This is a genomic window from Phyllobacterium sp. P30BS-XVII, from assembly GCF_014138335.1.
Taxonomy (GTDB): Bacteria; Pseudomonadota; Alphaproteobacteria; order Rhizobiales; family Rhizobiaceae; genus Phyllobacterium; species Phyllobacterium meliloti.
Map to the genome: position 1 here is coordinate 456,924 of NZ_JACGXO010000004.1, position 16,478 is coordinate 473,401.

Annotated in this window: 14 protein-coding genes; 10 read left to right on the forward strand and 4 right to left on the reverse strand. The window is 54.9% G+C overall.

The window, feature by feature from the left end:
* The first annotated feature begins 128 nt into the window (after nt 1-128).
* The 6 genes from FHW17_RS14350 to pip all read left to right on the forward strand — a co-directional run bounded on the left by FHW17_RS14350 (nt 129) and on the right by pip (nt 5,938).
* Nucleotides 129-1,163 (forward strand): sugar ABC transporter substrate-binding protein, encoded by a 1,035-nt coding sequence (locus tag FHW17_RS14350; protein WP_091885563.1) that lies wholly within the window; start codon nt 129-131, stop codon nt 1,161-1,163.
* A gap of 92 nt (nt 1,164-1,255) precedes the next feature.
* Complete coding sequence (locus FHW17_RS14355) at nt 1,256-2,338, forward strand: ABC transporter permease (RefSeq protein ID WP_112527896.1); 1,083 nt, start codon at nt 1,256-1,258, stop codon at nt 2,336-2,338.
* Nucleotides 2,338-3,117 carry an ATP-binding cassette domain-containing protein gene (locus FHW17_RS14360; RefSeq protein ID WP_113096484.1) on the forward strand — a complete coding sequence of 260 codons (780 nt, stop codon included), beginning with the start codon at nt 2,338-2,340 and terminating at the stop codon, nt 3,115-3,117. The genes FHW17_RS14355 and FHW17_RS14360 overlap by 1 nt, the downstream gene beginning before the upstream one ends.
* Nucleotides 3,118-3,133: 16 nt before the next feature.
* Nucleotides 3,134-3,823, forward strand: a complete 690-nt coding sequence (locus FHW17_RS14365; protein WP_113096485.1) for a D-lyxose/D-mannose family sugar isomerase — start codon at nt 3,134-3,136, stop codon at nt 3,821-3,823.
* 34 nt (nt 3,824-3,857) lie between these two features.
* Entirely contained in the window at nt 3,858-4,484 is a 627-nt protein-coding gene (locus tag FHW17_RS14370; RefSeq protein ID WP_246706830.1) for a nucleoside/nucleotide kinase family protein, read from the forward strand.
* A 440-nt stretch (nt 4,485-4,924) separates the two neighbouring features.
* Nucleotides 4,925-5,938 (forward strand): prolyl aminopeptidase, encoded by a 1,014-nt coding sequence (gene pip / locus FHW17_RS14375; RefSeq protein ID WP_182510160.1) that lies wholly within the window; start codon nt 4,925-4,927, stop codon nt 5,936-5,938.
* Between the two features lie 40 nt (nt 5,939-5,978).
* Here the strand turns inward: pip and FHW17_RS14380 are convergent, their stop codons facing one another.
* Together FHW17_RS14380 and FHW17_RS14385 are read right to left on the reverse strand one after the other, a co-directional pair.
* On the reverse strand, nt 5,979-9,581 hold the full coding sequence (locus tag FHW17_RS14380) for an autotransporter serine protease (RefSeq protein ID WP_182510161.1): 3,603 nt from the start codon (nt 9,579-9,581) through the stop codon (nt 5,979-5,981).
* Between the two features lie 186 nt (nt 9,582-9,767).
* Nucleotides 9,768-10,550 (reverse strand): IclR family transcriptional regulator, encoded by a 783-nt coding sequence (locus FHW17_RS14385; protein WP_182510162.1) that lies wholly within the window; start codon nt 10,548-10,550, stop codon nt 9,768-9,770.
* 99 nt (nt 10,551-10,649) lie between these two features.
* Between FHW17_RS14385 and FHW17_RS14390 the strand changes: the two genes are divergently transcribed.
* The 4 genes from FHW17_RS14390 to FHW17_RS14405 are packed head-to-tail and all read left to right on the forward strand — an operon-like array spanning nt 10,650 to nt 13,874.
* The gene (locus tag FHW17_RS14390) at nt 10,650-11,417 is read left to right on the forward strand and encodes an SDR family oxidoreductase (RefSeq protein ID WP_182510163.1); all 768 of its coding nucleotides are present in this window, start codon (nt 10,650-10,652) and stop codon (nt 11,415-11,417) included.
* Nucleotides 11,414-12,340 (forward strand): 2-dehydro-3-deoxygalactonokinase, encoded by a 927-nt coding sequence (locus tag FHW17_RS14395; RefSeq protein WP_182510164.1) that lies wholly within the window; start codon nt 11,414-11,416, stop codon nt 12,338-12,340. Before FHW17_RS14390 ends, FHW17_RS14395 begins: the two co-directional genes overlap by 4 nt.
* Before the next feature lie 11 nt (nt 12,341-12,351).
* Entirely contained in the window at nt 12,352-12,996 is a 645-nt protein-coding gene (locus FHW17_RS14400; protein ID WP_182510165.1) for a 2-dehydro-3-deoxy-6-phosphogalactonate aldolase, read from the forward strand.
* Nucleotides 12,997-12,998: 2 nt separating this feature from the next.
* Nucleotides 12,999-13,874 (forward strand): SMP-30/gluconolactonase/LRE family protein, encoded by an 876-nt coding sequence (locus FHW17_RS14405; RefSeq protein ID WP_182510166.1) that lies wholly within the window; start codon nt 12,999-13,001, stop codon nt 13,872-13,874.
* Between the two features lie 32 nt (nt 13,875-13,906).
* On the opposite strand, the gene FHW17_RS14410 is transcribed toward FHW17_RS14405, so the two are convergent.
* Both FHW17_RS14410 and FHW17_RS14415 read right to left on the reverse strand, forming a co-directional pair.
* Nucleotides 13,907-14,632 carry an SDR family oxidoreductase gene (locus tag FHW17_RS14410; protein WP_182510167.1) on the reverse strand — a complete coding sequence of 242 codons (726 nt, stop codon included), beginning with the start codon at nt 14,630-14,632 and terminating at the stop codon, nt 13,907-13,909.
* 341 nt (nt 14,633-14,973) lie between these two features.
* Nucleotides 14,974-16,365, reverse strand: coding sequence for an MFS transporter (locus FHW17_RS14415; protein WP_182510168.1), 1,392 nt, complete (start codon nt 16,363-16,365; stop codon nt 14,974-14,976).
* Nucleotides 16,366-16,478 lie beyond the last annotated feature (113 nt).

Below are 16,478 nucleotides of genomic sequence, written 5' to 3' on the forward strand. Positions count from 1 at the left end.
CTTGGCGAGGCTGGTATTTTCTAAGGGCAGCACTTGGCCGGGAGGATAACTGTCCGAGGTGTTCAAGCGAACGAATGCTGCCCATCGGCGGCACGTCGCATTATGATTAAACTCTGGGAGGAAGTGACATGCGTAAGAGCATTTATCTCAAATCAACCATTCTGGGCGCTGCTGTTGTGGCCATCGCCGCTTTCGCCGCTCCGGCACAGGCTGCAGGCGTCGGCGCCTGCCTTATCACCAAGACGGACACCAATCCGTTCTTCGTCAAGATGAAGGAAGGCGCTGTTGCCAAGGCAAAGGAACTCGGCGTTGATCTCAAGACCTATGCGGGCAAAATCGACGGCGATAGCGAAAGCCAGGTCGCGGCTATCGAAACCTGCATCGCCGATGGTGCCAAGGGTATTCTGATCACAGCATCAGACACAGCGGGTATCGTCTCGTCGGTTAAGCAGGCACGCGATGCCGGTGTTCTGGTCATTGCCCTCGACACACCGCTTGATCCAGTCGACGCGGCTGACGCCACTTTTGCAACCGATAACCTTCTGGCGGGCGAACTTATTGGCAAATGGGCTGCAGGAACCCTGGGCGACAAGGCCAAGGATGCAAAAGTTGCATTCCTCGACCTGACACCGTCACAGCCATCGGTCGACGTTCTGCGCGATCAGGGTTTTATGAAGGGGTTTGGCATTGATGTTGTCGACATCAACAAGATCGGTGACGAAAAGGACCCGCGCATTGTTGGCCACGACATCACCAATGGCAATGAAGAAGGTGGCCGCAAGGCCATGGAAAACCTTCTGCAGAAGGACCCGGGCATCAATGTCGTTCACACGATCAACGAACCTGCTGCTGCCGGTGCCTATGAGGCGCTGAAGGCATTCGGCAAGGAAAAGGACGTGCTGATCGTTTCCATCGATGGCGGTTGCCCCGGCGTGAAGAATGTTGAAGCCGGTGTTATCGGCGCGACATCGCAGCAATATCCTTTGATGATGGCTTCGCTTGGTATTGAAGCGATCAAGAAGTTCGCTGATACCGGAGAAAAGCCAAAGCCGACAGCAGGCAAGAATTTCTTCGACACAGGCGTTTCGCTTGTCACCGATAAGCCGGTCAAAGGCGTCGAGTCCATCGATGTGAAGAGCGGCCTTGCCAAGTGCTGGGGCTGATCGCCGCCTGATTTGACAGAAAAGCAAGCAGACAAGGAGAGGACGGTATAAACCGTCCTCTCCTAACTGCGCAAATTTCGGGGAACCAACTCATGACCGAAACCAATCCGGGATCACAACCCAAGCAGGAATTTGAGAGCGTGCTCACGCAGAGCGCGACAGCCGTTGCCAATTTCGACAGTGAACAGAAAAGCCTTGTTGAGCGAACACGCCACTTTCTTCACTCGAGCCCGGCAGCTGTTCCGCTGATCGTGCTTGTGTTGTCTCTGGTGGTTTTCGCCGTCATCGTCGGTTCGCGCTTCTTCACACCCTTTGCCCTCTCGCTGATCCTGCAACAGGTGGCGATTGTCGGTATTGTCGGCGCAGCGCAGACATTGGTTATTCTAACCGCCGGTATTGATCTTTCGGTTGGCGCGATCATGGTTCTGACGTCAGTCGTCATGGGCCAGTTCACGTTCCGCTATGGATTGCCGGTCGAGCTTTCCATTCTGTGCGGCGTTGCTCTGGGTGGATTGTGCGGCCTCATCAACGGCGTGCTGATTGCCTATGTGAAGCTGCCACCCTTCATTGTCACGCTCGGTACATGGCAGATTTTTCTGGCAACAACCTATATCTACTCCGCCAATGAGACGATCCGGGCACAGGACATCGAAACCAACGCGCGGATGCTTCAGTTCTTCGGCGAAAAAATCCAGATCGGCAGCGCCACCTTCACCTATGGCGTGTTTGCAATGATCCTGTTGATTGCCATTCTCTGGTACGTGCTCAACCACACGGCATGGGGTCGCCATCTCTATGCAATCGGCGATGATCCGGAAGCGGCGGAACTTGCTGGTGTGCGCACCAAGCGCGTTCTGATTTCGGTCTATGTATTGGCAGGTTTCATCTGTGCATTGGCCGGTTGGGCGCAGATCGGTCGTAACGGCTCGGTATCACCACAGGTTGGCCAGTTCGCCAATATTGAATCCATCACCGCTGTGGTTATCGGCGGCATGTCGCTCTTCGGCGGACGCGGATCAATCCTTGGTATGCTCTTCGGCGCACTGATCGTCGGTGTCTTCTCCTTCGGCATGCGCATGTACGGCACCGATGTCCAATGGACCTATTTGATGATCGGCGTTTTGATCATAACGGCCGTGGCAATTGATCAATGGATCAGAAAGGTAGCAGGCTGATGACACAGGAACCCCTTCTTACAGCCCGTGGTCTGGTCAAACGTTATGGCCGCGTTACGGCTCTCGATCATGCGGATTTCGATCTTTATGCCGGCGAAGTCCTCGCCGTCATCGGCGACAACGGCGCGGGAAAATCCTCACTTATCAAGGCGATATCAGGTGCCGTTCATCCTGATGAGGGCGAAATCAAGCTTGATGGCAAGGTGATCAATTTCCGCTCTCCGATGGAAGCGCGGGATGCGGGTATCGAAACCGTCTACCAGAACCTTGCTTTGTCCCCCGCACTGTCGATCGCCGACAATATGTTTCTTGGCCGCGAAATCAGAAAGCCGGGCATTCTTGGCAGCTGGCTGCGTATGCTCGATCGCAAAGCCATGGAAAAGCAGGCGCGCGACAAGCTGACTGAGCTTGGCCTGATGACCATCCAGAACATCAGTCAGGCGGTTGAAACGCTCTCGGGCGGTCAGCGGCAGGGTGTTGCCGTGGCGCGCGCGGCTGCTTTCGGCTCCAAGGTCGTCATCATGGACGAACCAACGGCGGCCCTTGGCGTCAAAGAGTCCCGCCGCGTTCTGGAACTCATTCAGGATGTGAAAAAGCGCGGATTGCCGATTGTGCTGATCTCACACAATATGCCACATGTTTTCGAAGTGGCTGATCGCATCCACATTCACCGGCTTGGCAAACGCCTTTGTGTCATCAACCCAAAGGAATACACGATGTCGGATGCCGTGGCATTCATGACGGGAGCCAAAGAGCCACCCGCCAGTCTTGTTGCATGAAGGACAAATTGCAAAAATGAAACGTTCAGAAGTCAACGCGATCATCCGTGAAAGCGACAAGTTCATCCGCTCCTTCGGCTATGTCATGCCGCCATTTGCCTATTGGTCGCCGGAAGAGCTGAAGGCCCGTACATCAAGCGATGCGAAAGCTATTCTCAAGGCACGGCTAGGCTGGGATATCACCGATTACGGACAGGGCAAGTTCGATGAACTTGGCCTGTTCCTCTTTACCACCCGCAACGGCAATGCCGACGACCTGCAAAAGGGCGGCGGCATGCTTTATGCGGAAAAGATCATGATCTCGCGCGAAAAGCAGCTCTCGCCGATGCATCGCCATATCGTCAAAGCCGAGGACATTATCAACCGCGGCGGCGGCACACTTGTGCTTGAGCTTTTCAACTCGAATGCCGATGGCAGTGTCGATGAGAGGACCGATGTGGAAGTGGCAACGGATGGACGCATCGTCAAGCTGAAGGCCGGTGGTCTGTTGAAATTGCAGCCGGGCGAGAGCGTCACGCTGCTGCCGGGAAACTGGCATGCATTTTGGGGCGAGGGCGGCGATGTACTGATCGGCGAAGTCTCGACCGTCAATGACGATCTGACCGACAATATCTTCCGTGAGCCGATTGGCCGCTTTTCGTCCATCGAAGAGGATGAGGCTCCGGTACATCTTCTTGTTTCCGATTATGACAAATGGCTTGCCTGAAGCATCCAGCGGTTTTGGTAACGGGCAACATCCGATGATGATAACGACCGATGATCTGGTGACGGCCATTCTGGCCCGTGCCGCAGAAACCAACCGTCTGATCGTTGCCATTGCCGGCCCTCCCGGGGCCGGCAAATCGACCGTTTCCGCAGCAATCTGCGCGGCAATCAACGCCAAGGAGAATGACGCAGCCATGGTCGTTCCCATGGATGGCTTTCATCTCGACAATGCCATTCTCGATGCCCGCGACCAGCGCAAGCGCAAGGGCTCGCCACCCACCTTCGACTGTGCCGGTTTTGAAGTCCTGTTGAAACGGCTGCGGGCAGGGGAGAATGATGTCGTCATTCCCCTTTTTGACCGCAAGCTTGATCTGGCTCGCGCAGGTGCTGCTGTGGTGAGTGGAGATCAGCGCATTCTTTTGGTGGAAGGCAATTATCTTCTGCTTGATGAAGCGCCCTGGGACAGACTGGCACCGCTTTTTGATATCACCGTGTTCCTGCAGGTGGACCGCGTGGAAATGGAAAATCGCCTTGTTCAGCGGTGGCTTGGCTTTGGCTACAATGTCGGTTCCGCGCAGCAACGCGCCCTGTCCAATGATATCCCTAATGCAGATCTTGTCTTGTCCCGATCACGTCCCGCTGACTATACGGTGATGAACTAGCACGATTGCTTGGCATAATTATTATTCGTGGTTCGCGGTTCGACAAGCTCACATGAGGGAGAGTGAGGATGCAACGATAATCACGAAGATTGCAGAATACGCGCCCTACAAACCATCTCTCTCCGTCATCCTCGGGCTTGACCCGAGGACCCACAATTCAAAAGTGCTGAAAGTCCGGGTTCATCTAACCTCCTTAACCATGGGTCCTCGGGTCAAGCCCGAGGATGACGGAGAGAGATGGTTTGTAGGGCGCGTATTCTGCAATCTTTGCGATTATCGTTGCATCCTCACTCTCCCTCATGGTTGTTATGTCGAACCACGCGCACAATTCACGTCCCGCCGCCTATATGGCCATGAACGCGCAACCACTGTCATTCTGATGTAACAGGAAAAGGCGATGGGCTCGAACGACACCGGTCTCGGCATTTACAGGCAGGACAATGCAAAACCTCTATCCGGAGATTGAGCCCTACAGCCACGGCATGCTTGCCGTTGGCGACGGCAACAGCATTTATTGGGAAATATGCGGCAATCCGCAAGGGATACCGGCGCTTGTCCTTCACGGTGGTCCGGGTTCCGGATGTTCCACAAATGCACGGCGTTTCTTTGACCCTGATCGTTATCGGATCATTCTGTTCGACCAGCGTGGTTGTGGTCGCAGTACACCCCATGCCAGTGATGCGGACGCCGATATGTCGGTTAATACAACAGCGCATTTGCTTGCTGATATCGAATGTTTACGCCAGTACCTTGATGTCAGCCGCTGGCTTGTATTCGGCATGTCATGGGGATGCACATTAGGGCTTACCTATGCCGAGAAACACCCTGACCGCGTGCTTGCTTTGGTCCTCGCGGGTGTGACCACCACGCGGCGATCGGAGATTGACTGGCTCTATCGTGATATCGCGCCTCTGTTCCCGGAACAGTGGGTAGAATTCCGAGCTGGGGCATCTGGTGCGGGGTTCGACATAACACCCATGAAGGAGGGGGATGAACTTATTAAAGAACGGGATGGCGATCTTGTCAGCGCGTATTACCACCTGTTGAACAATGCGGATCCGAATGTTCGCCTGAAAGCGGCCCGCGATTGGCATGACTGGGAGGCGGCGTCGATCCTTATCAATCCTGCTGCAACCCTATCTTCAAAATGGTCTGATGATCGCTATATCCTGGCGCGTGCCCGGATCATCACACACTATTTCCATCATAATGCCTGGCTGGAAAATGGTGTTTTATTGCGCGAGGCCAGTGCTTTAAATGGAATCTCTGGCATAATGGTTCAGGGTCGTTTCGATTTGGAAGCGCCGCTCGTGACCGCATGGGAACTGTCGCAGGTCTGGCCGGATAGCGAGTTGGTTATTGTTCCCAATGCCGGGCATTCACCAACCGACATTGGCATGAGTGAAGCCATCGTTACAGCAACAGACAGATTTGCGCACACGCTTCGAATGTGAGCAAAATGGGGTTGGCATGGCGCCAACCCCATCGTCAGTTTCAGAACTTGATCGTCAGATCCGCCTTGACGGCATTGTCATTGTTCTCGCTGGAGAACTGACCGGTATAGGTCAGGCCGAGCGAGGTGTTCTTGCCAATACCGACATCAAAGCCTGCTTCCACCGCAAGGGCATCCTCGGCAATCGGCAGACCTTCAATGGTGAAGGGCTGACCACCGGCAAAGGCCAGAGTCTGCTCCGGAGTGACATCGCCAAAGGCGTGGTTCCAGCCAAGCATACCGCGTGCGGTGAGAATGGTGCTTTCGCCAAGTGCGAAGTCATGCGAGGCACGAAGGCCAAGCGTCGTGGTGGTCACGTCACTTGAGTTCGAATGAACCGATACATTGCCTATCCCGCCATTTTCCTGAAATCCGTCAGATTTCAGATGCGCGTATCGTACCCCGGCAAAGGGCTCGAACGCGGCGTAAGACGTATCAATACGGTAGCCAAGTTCACCAAAGACCTGCACGGTCTGGGCGGTGTAGGAAACATCCGCCCCACCGGCAGAACCACCGAAAGTATCACGCCGGTTGGTGTCAATCTCATGATGGGCAAGCGTGAGGCCAAGGCGTAGCCCAAGCGCATCCCATTGACGGCCGCCATAGACACCGACCTGATAACTATCGACCGAAGCCTTGTCGCCGCCACTGTGCAACGATGTATTGCCATAGCCTGCCAGCAGACCAAACCGCCATACATCGGCAATCACACCATCAAGACCGGTGACAAAACCACCCGTATCTCGATTGTAACCGGAGGCATTGCCACTGCCATCAGCGTGGGCCCAAGCTCCGTAGGCCTGTCCCCATAGCGCCGTTGAAGCCGGGACCGGCTCAACCGCAGCAAAAGCCTCGCCGCTTTTCGACTTGGAATCCGGACCATAGGCCAACGGCGTCATTGTTGGCTGCGGTTTTACGGCAACGCCGTCAAATGCCGCCCGAACACGATCCGTTGCCGCCTGACTGATGAACTGACCATCCTGAAGGAGGACCCCGTTCAGCGTGGCATGAATTTCGCCCGTCAGAGATTGATACCCTCCAGCGAGATTGTCGAAAAGGGTTGAAGCAAGAACCTTGTCGTAAAGCGGGTTACCGGCACCAAGGTTGTTAATCGCCTTGCCAACTGCCTTTTGATTTCGAGTTTTACCCAGATCATCAAAGCCGAGACTGTTGCGCCCCAAGGTAACAGTTACATCATTGGGCGTATAAGCTAGCGAGGGATCGAAGAACAAATACGATGTAGCGACCTTCTCGAATTTTCCATCAATCGGTCCGGTTGAAGAAAGGATGCCATAACCCCGACCACTAATCGGGGCTTTGCTGTCTCCAGCTTCTGGTGTCACAACGACTACACCACCCAGCAGCTTGGTTTTCCCGTTTACTGCCAGCTTGTCAGCCGCTTCCCCGTTGACCTCAATATGCAAATTACTGCCTGCATTAAAGGTCACATCACCCTTTGACGTCAACGTGCCGACGGAATTACCCGGCGCAACGGTACCACCTGCATTGGCGACGATTCCACCAACGGTGCCGTTACCGCCCAATGTACCGCTATTGTTGACCACAGCTTTAGACGTCAACGAACCATCAACGGCCAGCAATCCGCCATTGATGACGGTATCACCCGAATAGGTATTATTGCCGGTCAGTCGCAGTGTACCCGCGCCGCCCTTGGTCAACCCGCCTATATAATTGTTGGGATCGCCAAGCTTAGTCTGCAAGGTTGGAATCAGCGCTTCATACGCGGTGAACTCGGCCACGGCACTGGCAATGCGATCATTGGTGATCGTACCGCGAATGGTGTCCAGACTGGAAGCAGGCGTCGTCGAGAAGGTTACAAATTGCTTCTCTCGCGGCTTGCTTGTGTCAGGGTTAGTCGCCACGAAGGCGTTCCACAGTGCAGTTGCGGTTGCATTCTTGCGCATATCCGCATCGGCCTTATCAAACGCTGCACTGGCAGCCTCTGCTTCTGCTTCCGTCAATGGAGGCACCTGCGCAAGAGTGATTTTATCCAGCGCTGCATACCGCTTTGTCACAAGATCGATGGCAGCCGGATAAGTGGCGGTCGGGAAATCAATCGCGACCTGATCCTTGATTTTCGCCTTGCTGGCGTCGGTTACGCCGTTTTGCCAGCCTTCCGTAACCTTCTTTGCTTCCCAGTCTGCGATTGTCTTGGCGTCTTCGGTCTTGCGTTGGTTCAACGCGTCCTGAGAAATATTATTGCTCCAGACCTCTTCATTCTTGCCGACATAGGTGCCGGGCAGATTGGCCGTAAACTGGCTCATGAACTGCCCGGGGCCCTTGAGTGCCTTGTCGAGATTGATCAGGCCCCAACCGTAAACACTGTCGACACCGGCGTCGCCGAGATCGGTGGATGTCGTTTTGAGAATCTCATTAACCTCGCCGTTGGCGAGATAGGAATAGCGTTGCTTCAACACAGCAAAAGCGCCGGTAGCAAAGGGGCCAGCCATGGAGGTGCCATTGAACTTGGCATAGCCGGGTTTCAATTCCCCGGTGAAGACATCACCGATCTTGAAACCGGTAATATCACCGGTTGGAATGCTGCTGTAGATCTGCGTTCCGGGGGCACCCACGCAGAAATATTTGGAATAGCCGCAATTGCTGGAAAAGCTGCTTCTTGAATAACCCTGCGGATTCTCAGGGTCCGCAACGACACTCATCGTCGTCAGCCAATGTTTCTCCACATCGGGTGCAAAAGCGGCAAGCCCTGCCAGAGCATCCGGCTCCAGTCCACCATCATTACCCGCCGAAAATTCAACGACAATGCCGCTTCGCGCAGCCTTGAGAGCGCCGCTGTAAGCGCCACCTTCCGGCTTGTCGAGAATCGCCTTGATCTCCTGAAACTGTCCGTAGGCCTGCTGATAGGACCAGGATGAACTGGAAAGACCGATACCCCAACTGTCGGTGATGATATCAACACCGCTATTGATCATGGAGTCCCAGGCCTTGCCGTAGACAGCGCCATCATTGCCAAGCACGATACCGTCTTCAGGGCCCGCATCATAATTGTTGGCGGCAAAAATATGGGCGTCAAACGCGACACCCATCATTTCCTTGCCATCGCGGTTCGCCGCGGCAATGCCAGCAACGTGCGTTCCATGTTCCGAAATGCCGCCCAAGCCATCAATGAACTGCTTGCCATCGGCGACGAATGGATCGCCAGCCTTAACCGGGATGTTGGGATCGGTGTAAAGACGGATGCCGGTATTGGTGAGGAATGTCAGCTTGCCAGCGCCTGCAAATTCCGGATGACCTGCCCAAACCGGCTGGTCGATCACGCCAAGTTTGACGCCTTTGCCTGTGTACCCCATGGCGTAGGCCGCATCGGCATTAATTGCCTTCAGACCAACATTGCCATTGAATTCCTTGTCGGCACGCCATGTTTTCCTTGCCGCCTCGAAATCGTTCGTTCGCGTGCCATCAGCGTTGAAATATTTGGGGAGTTCCTGTGCCAGTGCGCCCGTTGTGAGTGCAGCAGTCGAGAGGAGTATTGTTGTAAAAACAGTTGTTTTGAGGTGTTTGCGGAACCGGGAGAGGTGACAATTGCGCACGGAATGAGCCGCGCTGATGTCGCGAAAAGACATATAAAATCCTCCAGTATTGAGACCAACTAATACGAAAGTTGGGGGAGACTGAAATTTTTATATGTGTGAGGTCAAGCGCTCACAGAACGAATTATGAATTATTTGTGTTGATTTCTTGAAAAGTAAGGCAGGAACCGAAATTCAATCGGTTAGATGCAACATTTATTCCGAAGTAAAAACAAATGGTTATGCACGCGGCGAAAGTTGCGTTGCCATATTTGCCATAATTGCCGCTGCCGCAGCACGGGTAATACCCGCCCAGGATGTGAGAATCTCGGGCGTAATACGATAGGCGGGACCGGTCACGGAAATGCCCGCAACGAAATGTCGGTTATGGGAATATATGGGCGCTGCAACACAGCAGATATCCGTTTCATGCTCCTCACGATCATAGGCGTTGCCCTCCATCCTGATGTGATCGATTTCCTTCAGCAGCGCCTTTGCATCAGGCAAGGTGCCTGCAGTAAAACGTCGAAACTCAATCAGGCCAATACGCGCATTGAGTTCCTCGTCTGAAAGGGCGGATAGCGCGGCTTTGCCGACACCTGTGCAATAAACGGGAGCCGTATTGCCGATCTGCGAATACATGCGAACACTCTGGCGGCTTTCCACCTTGTCGAGGTAGATCACCTCGATACCGCGTAAAACACCCAAATGAACCGTTTCACCGGTTTGTTCGTGCAGTGTCTGCAGGTGAGGTTCGGCAATGGTGCGAAACTCGTTGCTGGACCATGCTCTGGAAGCAAACTGCAGCAGGCGAAGACCAAGGCCATAGGAATGATCGCGATTCATGGTGAGCAGACCTTCCTCGATCAGATTTGATATTTGGCGGTGCAGTGTGCCGCGTGGCTGATCGGACAGTTTGAGCACGTCCGTGAAACGGAGCGGCACCGGCGAAGAAGCGACAATGTTCAAAACCTCAAGGGCTTTCCCCAAGGTTCCCGTTGAGTTTTCCTTCGTCTTGTCCATTGAATGACATCCACCTCTTGACTTTCAGCACTCTAGGATGACTATTCTATATAGTCAAATTGCGTTCCAAATAATGGAACTCACAGCGAGATTCTGACCATGATGCCCTCAGCTATTTTCCCTGATCTGAAAACCCGTTCCGTACTTATAACCGGGGGAGGGTCCGGCATTGGCGCGGCCCTGACCGAAGGGTTCGTCCGGCAAGGTTCGCGCGTCGCCTTCGTTGATATTGCTGATGATGCCTCCCACGCACTCGTCGAGCGTCTGGACAAGGAATATGGCAACAAGCCGCTTTACCTGAACACGGACTTGCGCGACATCGAAGCGCTCCGAGCCGCTGTGGCCAAGGCTATTGCGGCTCACGGTCCAGTAACTGTGCTCGTCAACAATGCGGCCTGGGATGACAGGCACGATATTGACGATGTCACGGTCGAATATTGGGACAAAAACCAGTCCATCAACCTGCGTCCGCAGTTCTTTGCCGCGCAGGCGGTTGCTCCGGGCATGCGGCAATCGGGCGGCGGTTCGATCGTCAACTTCACCTCCACATCTTTCATGATCAATCAGGGTAACTTTCCCTCCTATACCGCTGCAAAAGCTGGAATTATTGGCCTTACCAAAGGGCTTGCCGGTCGTCTTGGACCGGAGAACATCCGCGTCAATGCAATAGCGCCGGGCTGGGTCATCACGGAACGTCAACGGGAACTTTGGGTGACTGATGACAGCCTCAAGGCTCATATCGGCAAACAGGTACTGAAGGAGGAAATTCAGCCCGGCGATATGGTCGGGCCTTGCCTGTTCCTCGCTTCGGATGCGGCCCGGATGCTCACCGCCCAGACACTGATTGTCGATGGAGGTTATCTGTGAGCAGGACAGCAACCTATGCCGTTGCCGATTGGGGAACGAGCCGTTTCCGTCTCTGGCTTTTGGACGAGGAAGGCAATGTCGTCGCCGAGCGCCGTTCGGATGATGGTCTGGATACATCGCGTGCGCGCGGTTTTGCCGAAACGCTCGAAGATCATCTGACCGGTCTTCGCGCACCCGCAGATTTGCCTGTAATCATCTGTGGTATGGCCGGTTCGCGGCAAGGGTGGGTCGAAGCCAATTACGTACCAGTACCGGCGGATCTCACGGCGATACTTTCCGGAGCGGTCAAAATTGCGGGGATCACCCGCGATGTCAGGATCATCCCGGGCCTGTCCCAATCGGGCAGCGCGCCCAATGTCATGCGGGGGGAGGAAACCCAGCTGCTTGGCGCCATGTTGGCCCGCAATCTGCGCAGCGGTCTGGTGGCCATGCCCGGCACCCATTCAAAATGGGTGGAACTGGAAGAGGGCAGGGCAAAATCTTTTTCGACCTATCTGACCGGTGAACTCTATGCGTTGCTGGCTGGCCATTCGATCCTGCGCCATTCCATCGGCAATGCCGCCGATGCGGCCACGCCAGAACATCCGCAATTTATTGCGGGGCTTGAACTGATGCTTACTGGCAACCGGCGTATGCTTGGCGAGCTTTTTGGTATCCGCGCTGCCATGCTGCTGGAAAATCTTACACCGGATGCGGCGGCATCGCGGCTATCCGGCCTGCTTATCGGCACTGAGGTCGCCGGTGCCAAGGAAAAATATGGCACGGCAGCCAAAATCGCACTTGTCGCATCAGGCACAATGGCTGCGCTTTATGCCAAGGCACTGACCGTTGCGGGACTTACTTTCGACGTCGTCGATGCGGATGAAGCCGTACGCAAGGGGCTGTTTGTTGCCGCATCCAAAATCTGGCCAGCCGAAGCATAAGGACACTGATAATGACACAATTTTCCGCTCCCTGGCCCAAGCTCAAGCGCGATCTGATCGCCATATTGCGCGGCGTCAAGCCCGATGAAGTAGGCGCGATTGGCGAAGAACTGGTGAAATCCGGTATCGATGTGATCGAGGTCCCGCTCAATTCACCCGAGCCGTTCCAGTCCATTGAGCTATTGGCGAAAAGCTTGCCATCGCATGTGTTGATTGGCGCTGGCACGGTGCTCGATCCTGCCGACGTAACACGCCTTGACGCGGCAGGTGGCCGCCTGATGATCAGCCCGAATGTCGATGCTGCCGTGCTTGCCGCCGCAGCCAAGGCAAAGATGGTGACAATGCCCGGCGTTTTCACGCCAACAGAGGCCTTGGCCGCATTGAAAGCGGGCGCTTCGGGCCTCAAGTTTTTTCCGGCCAGCGTGCTGGGTCCTGATGGCATCAAGGCGATCAGCGCCATTCTGCCTAAGGGTACGATTATCGGAGCTGTTGGCGGCGTGGATGAAAACAGCTTTGCTGCCTATTCCAAGGTTGGCGTTCGCACTTTCGGTTTGGGCTCAAGCCTTTACAAGGTCGGCGCATCGGCTGCCTATGTTGGCGAGCGGGCACGGGCAACCGTCGAGGCCTATGACCGGATATTTTCAGCCGGAGCATGATGATGGATAAACCAGATATCCGTGTCTTTCATGATGTTCCCTGCGAACTGGGTGAAGGTCCGGGTTATGATCCGCTGACAAAAACCGTGTGGTGGTTTGATATTGTTACGGGTCGGCTGTTTGAAAAAGCCCGTGCCGGAGGTGTGGTCGATGTCCACCCTCTGGGCCAGATGGCAAGCGCCCTTGCGGTGATCGATGCGGGCCGCCAGTTGATCTCGACGGAGACGGGCCTGTTCATCCGCGATCGCAAAACTGGCCACACGGTTATGCACCAGCCCATTGAGGCGGATAACCCGATCACCCGGTCGAATGATGCGCGTGTCCATCCAGCTGGTGCATTCTGGATCGGCACCATGGGCAAGAAATCACAACAGGGTGCTGGTTCGATTTATTGGTACAGGGAAGGGCAGCTGCGCACGCTCTTCACCGATATTACCATCACGAATTCGATCTGCTTTTCTCCCGATGGGCGCGTAAGCTATTTCGCCGATACCCGGAAGAACATCATCTGGCGTGTTGATACGGATTCTGAAACCGGTTTACCGCTTGGCGAACCGGCTGTGTTCTATGAGCATAAGGATGCCGGTGGCATCGATGGCTCCATCGTTGATCGCGAGGGCAACCTTTGGAACGCTTGCTGGGGCCGTGCGCATATCGATGTCTATTCGCCCGATGGAAAGCGCATTCGATCCATCGCAACTCCGGCGCGCCAACCCTCATGCCCGGCCTTCATCGATGAAGACTCCGCAGCCATGGTGGTAACGACAGCCTATCACGATATGAGCGAAACCCAGCGCCGCTCCGACCCCAATGCTGGCAAGACCTTTTTAATCGAGGTGGCAGGGAAGGGGCGGTTTGATCCGCCCGTCCGCCTATGATTTCAAACTAAAGCAACAGACCAAGCCGATGCTCAGGTGATCATGTACCCGCCATCTACAGGCATGGCGATTCCATTGACCATTGCGGCTTCATCAGACAGAAGAAAAAGGATCACCTCGGCCACATCAACGGGTTCAGCAAAACGGCCGACTGGAATGCGATTGAGCATTCCCGCCCATTTTTTTGGATCGCTCCACGCTTTCACTGCCATTGGCGTCAGAGTCACCGTCGGGTTGACCGCGTTCACGCGGATACCGTGGGGGGCAAGCTCCAGAGCCATTACCCGCGTCAGCCCATCGAGCCCACTTTTTGAAGCACAATAGGCGGCATGGTCAGCTATGCCGACAAAGGAGGCTACCGAGGAGACATTGACAATCGCCCCCTTCTGCCCCTTCGCAATGAGATCCCGGGCATATTCCTGCGCGACGATCATGGGTGCCCGCGTATTGACCGCAATCAGATGATCAAAGGATTCGACCGAGGTCTCGACGAATGACTGCAGATCGGTGGTGCCTGCACAGTTCACGAGCAGATCAGCCGGCAGGGCTTGGCGCGCCGCCTGCCGCGTCGCCTGCGCATTGCTCAGATCAACTTCGATTGCCGTGCATCCGGGCACATCGCGCAGTGCTTCAACATCCCCGGCGCTTCTGGTAAGCGCAATGACGGATGCCCCACGGGCGCTTAGCATCTGCGTGAGCACACGGCCGATCCCCTTACCCGCACCGGTAATGATGACCCTCTTCCCCGCGAATTCCATGTCAAATCTCCTTAAATCCGCTTGACCATTATCAGGTCGAAAATACGAACTCGATGCGCATCGACCACCACAGGATCGACGCGACCAAAGTTAAAAGTTTCTGATCAACGCCGGTTCGAAGACCGAAACGTTCACAGGAATTCCGGCTGCGCAAAGCGGGATATATTCAAGCCGTATGGCAACGGCCCTTCCTTCCCCGGCTCATCCATCGGAAGAGCGACGCTCTGTCGGTGGCAGCAACCTATCACGCTGGAAGCGAGACCGGACACCACACCGTCCCCAATGCGGTGATACTTTTTTGATCGAAGGGGCGGGAGATCACGCCATCAGGCTATGATTTATTACCCTTCGACTTGGCCGCTTGCTTTTCCAGATTTTCCTTCATCCGGAATTTGACAATCTCGCTCAAGGTAAGCTTGGCGGCCGAACAAGGCAATGATGGCAAAGCCAGCGGCGGGAAAGACAAGTGCCAGAACCAGCCAGCCCGGGGCGCCCCAACTCACCAGCAAAGCAGTCAGCAGAAATGGCCCGAGCATTTCAGCGGTTGCAGAACTGGTGTTGAAAAAACCCTGATACTCACCCTGCCGCCCCGGCGGCGCCAGACGGAAACTGAGATCCCAGGCTCCCGCCATATGCATCATCTCACCAAATACGTGGAGCAGCGCACCGAAGACGGCGAGCAGTACAGCGAGCCATACTGTCGATGACATGGCCATCGCGGCGAATGCGAGACAAGCGGCGGATAATAGAAGTGTCGCAGAAAAAATCGACCTGCGCGCATCCTTGGCTGTCGCGACACCCCGCGCCAATCGAACTTGCAGCAGCATGACACCTATGGTGTTCACCCCATAAAGAACGGGAGCGATCCAGAGAGGAGCTTTGGTATGCAAGGCGATCCATAAAGGTAGCGTCATATTGAGAAGTGGAATGTAGAGAAGAATAATCGTGTTGAGTAACGCCAAGACCACATAGGGCCGGTCCCTTAGCACCGCGAGAGTTGCGCCTTGTCTGATAGGGGCAAGCCCTGGCGCCTTGGCTGGCAGCGAGCGGTATACCAGAGCCGCGACGAGGAAAATTGCGCCTCCAATAGCAAAGGCCAACTGATAGGCCAGCAAACTGTCGAAATACAAAGCTAGGCTACCAATTAAAGCGCCCACAGATAGACCACCGTTCCCAAGCGCATGAAGGTACGCACTCGTTTGCGTACGGTGGCTGGCGTCGATCAGGGACCCAATCATCGCCATACGCGCAGTCATGGCACCGCGCAGACAGGCGGCAAAACAACAGGTGGCTATAATAAAAGCTGTTAATCCATTGACCAACAGAAAAAGCCAGTAGCTGAGACCAACGCCGACGGTCAGCCACGCGGCAATATTCCGTGCGCTCCAGCGATCGGCCAAAATGCCAAAGGGCAATGGCACCAGCAGGCCGACTACCCCTGATATCGTCAAGCCAAGGCCTATTTCAAGTGGTGCCAAGCCGGAAGCTCGGGAGAAGAACAAAGCAGAACTGGAGAAATAGAGGCCTGCCGCAACGGCCCCCATTGTTTGTGCAATGGCGAGTACACGGACTGTCTTGTCTGCAGGCAACAAGCGCGACCGAAAGACGCTATATTTTGACCGGATTTTCGCCTGTAGAATGTCCGGCATTGTCAGTGTCGTATCGCTCCATTTTAAAATCAAAGACGGTTCAGTCTGAACCCAACTGGACAACCGTCCATAGGCGAAATGCATAGCCTCACATAAACAAGCTACATCAAATCAAAATGCGTGAAAATTAGACCAATGGACTAGAAGCTGCCCGTTTTCCTTGCTTCCTTATGCCAAAACACACGTGTATTGATGTC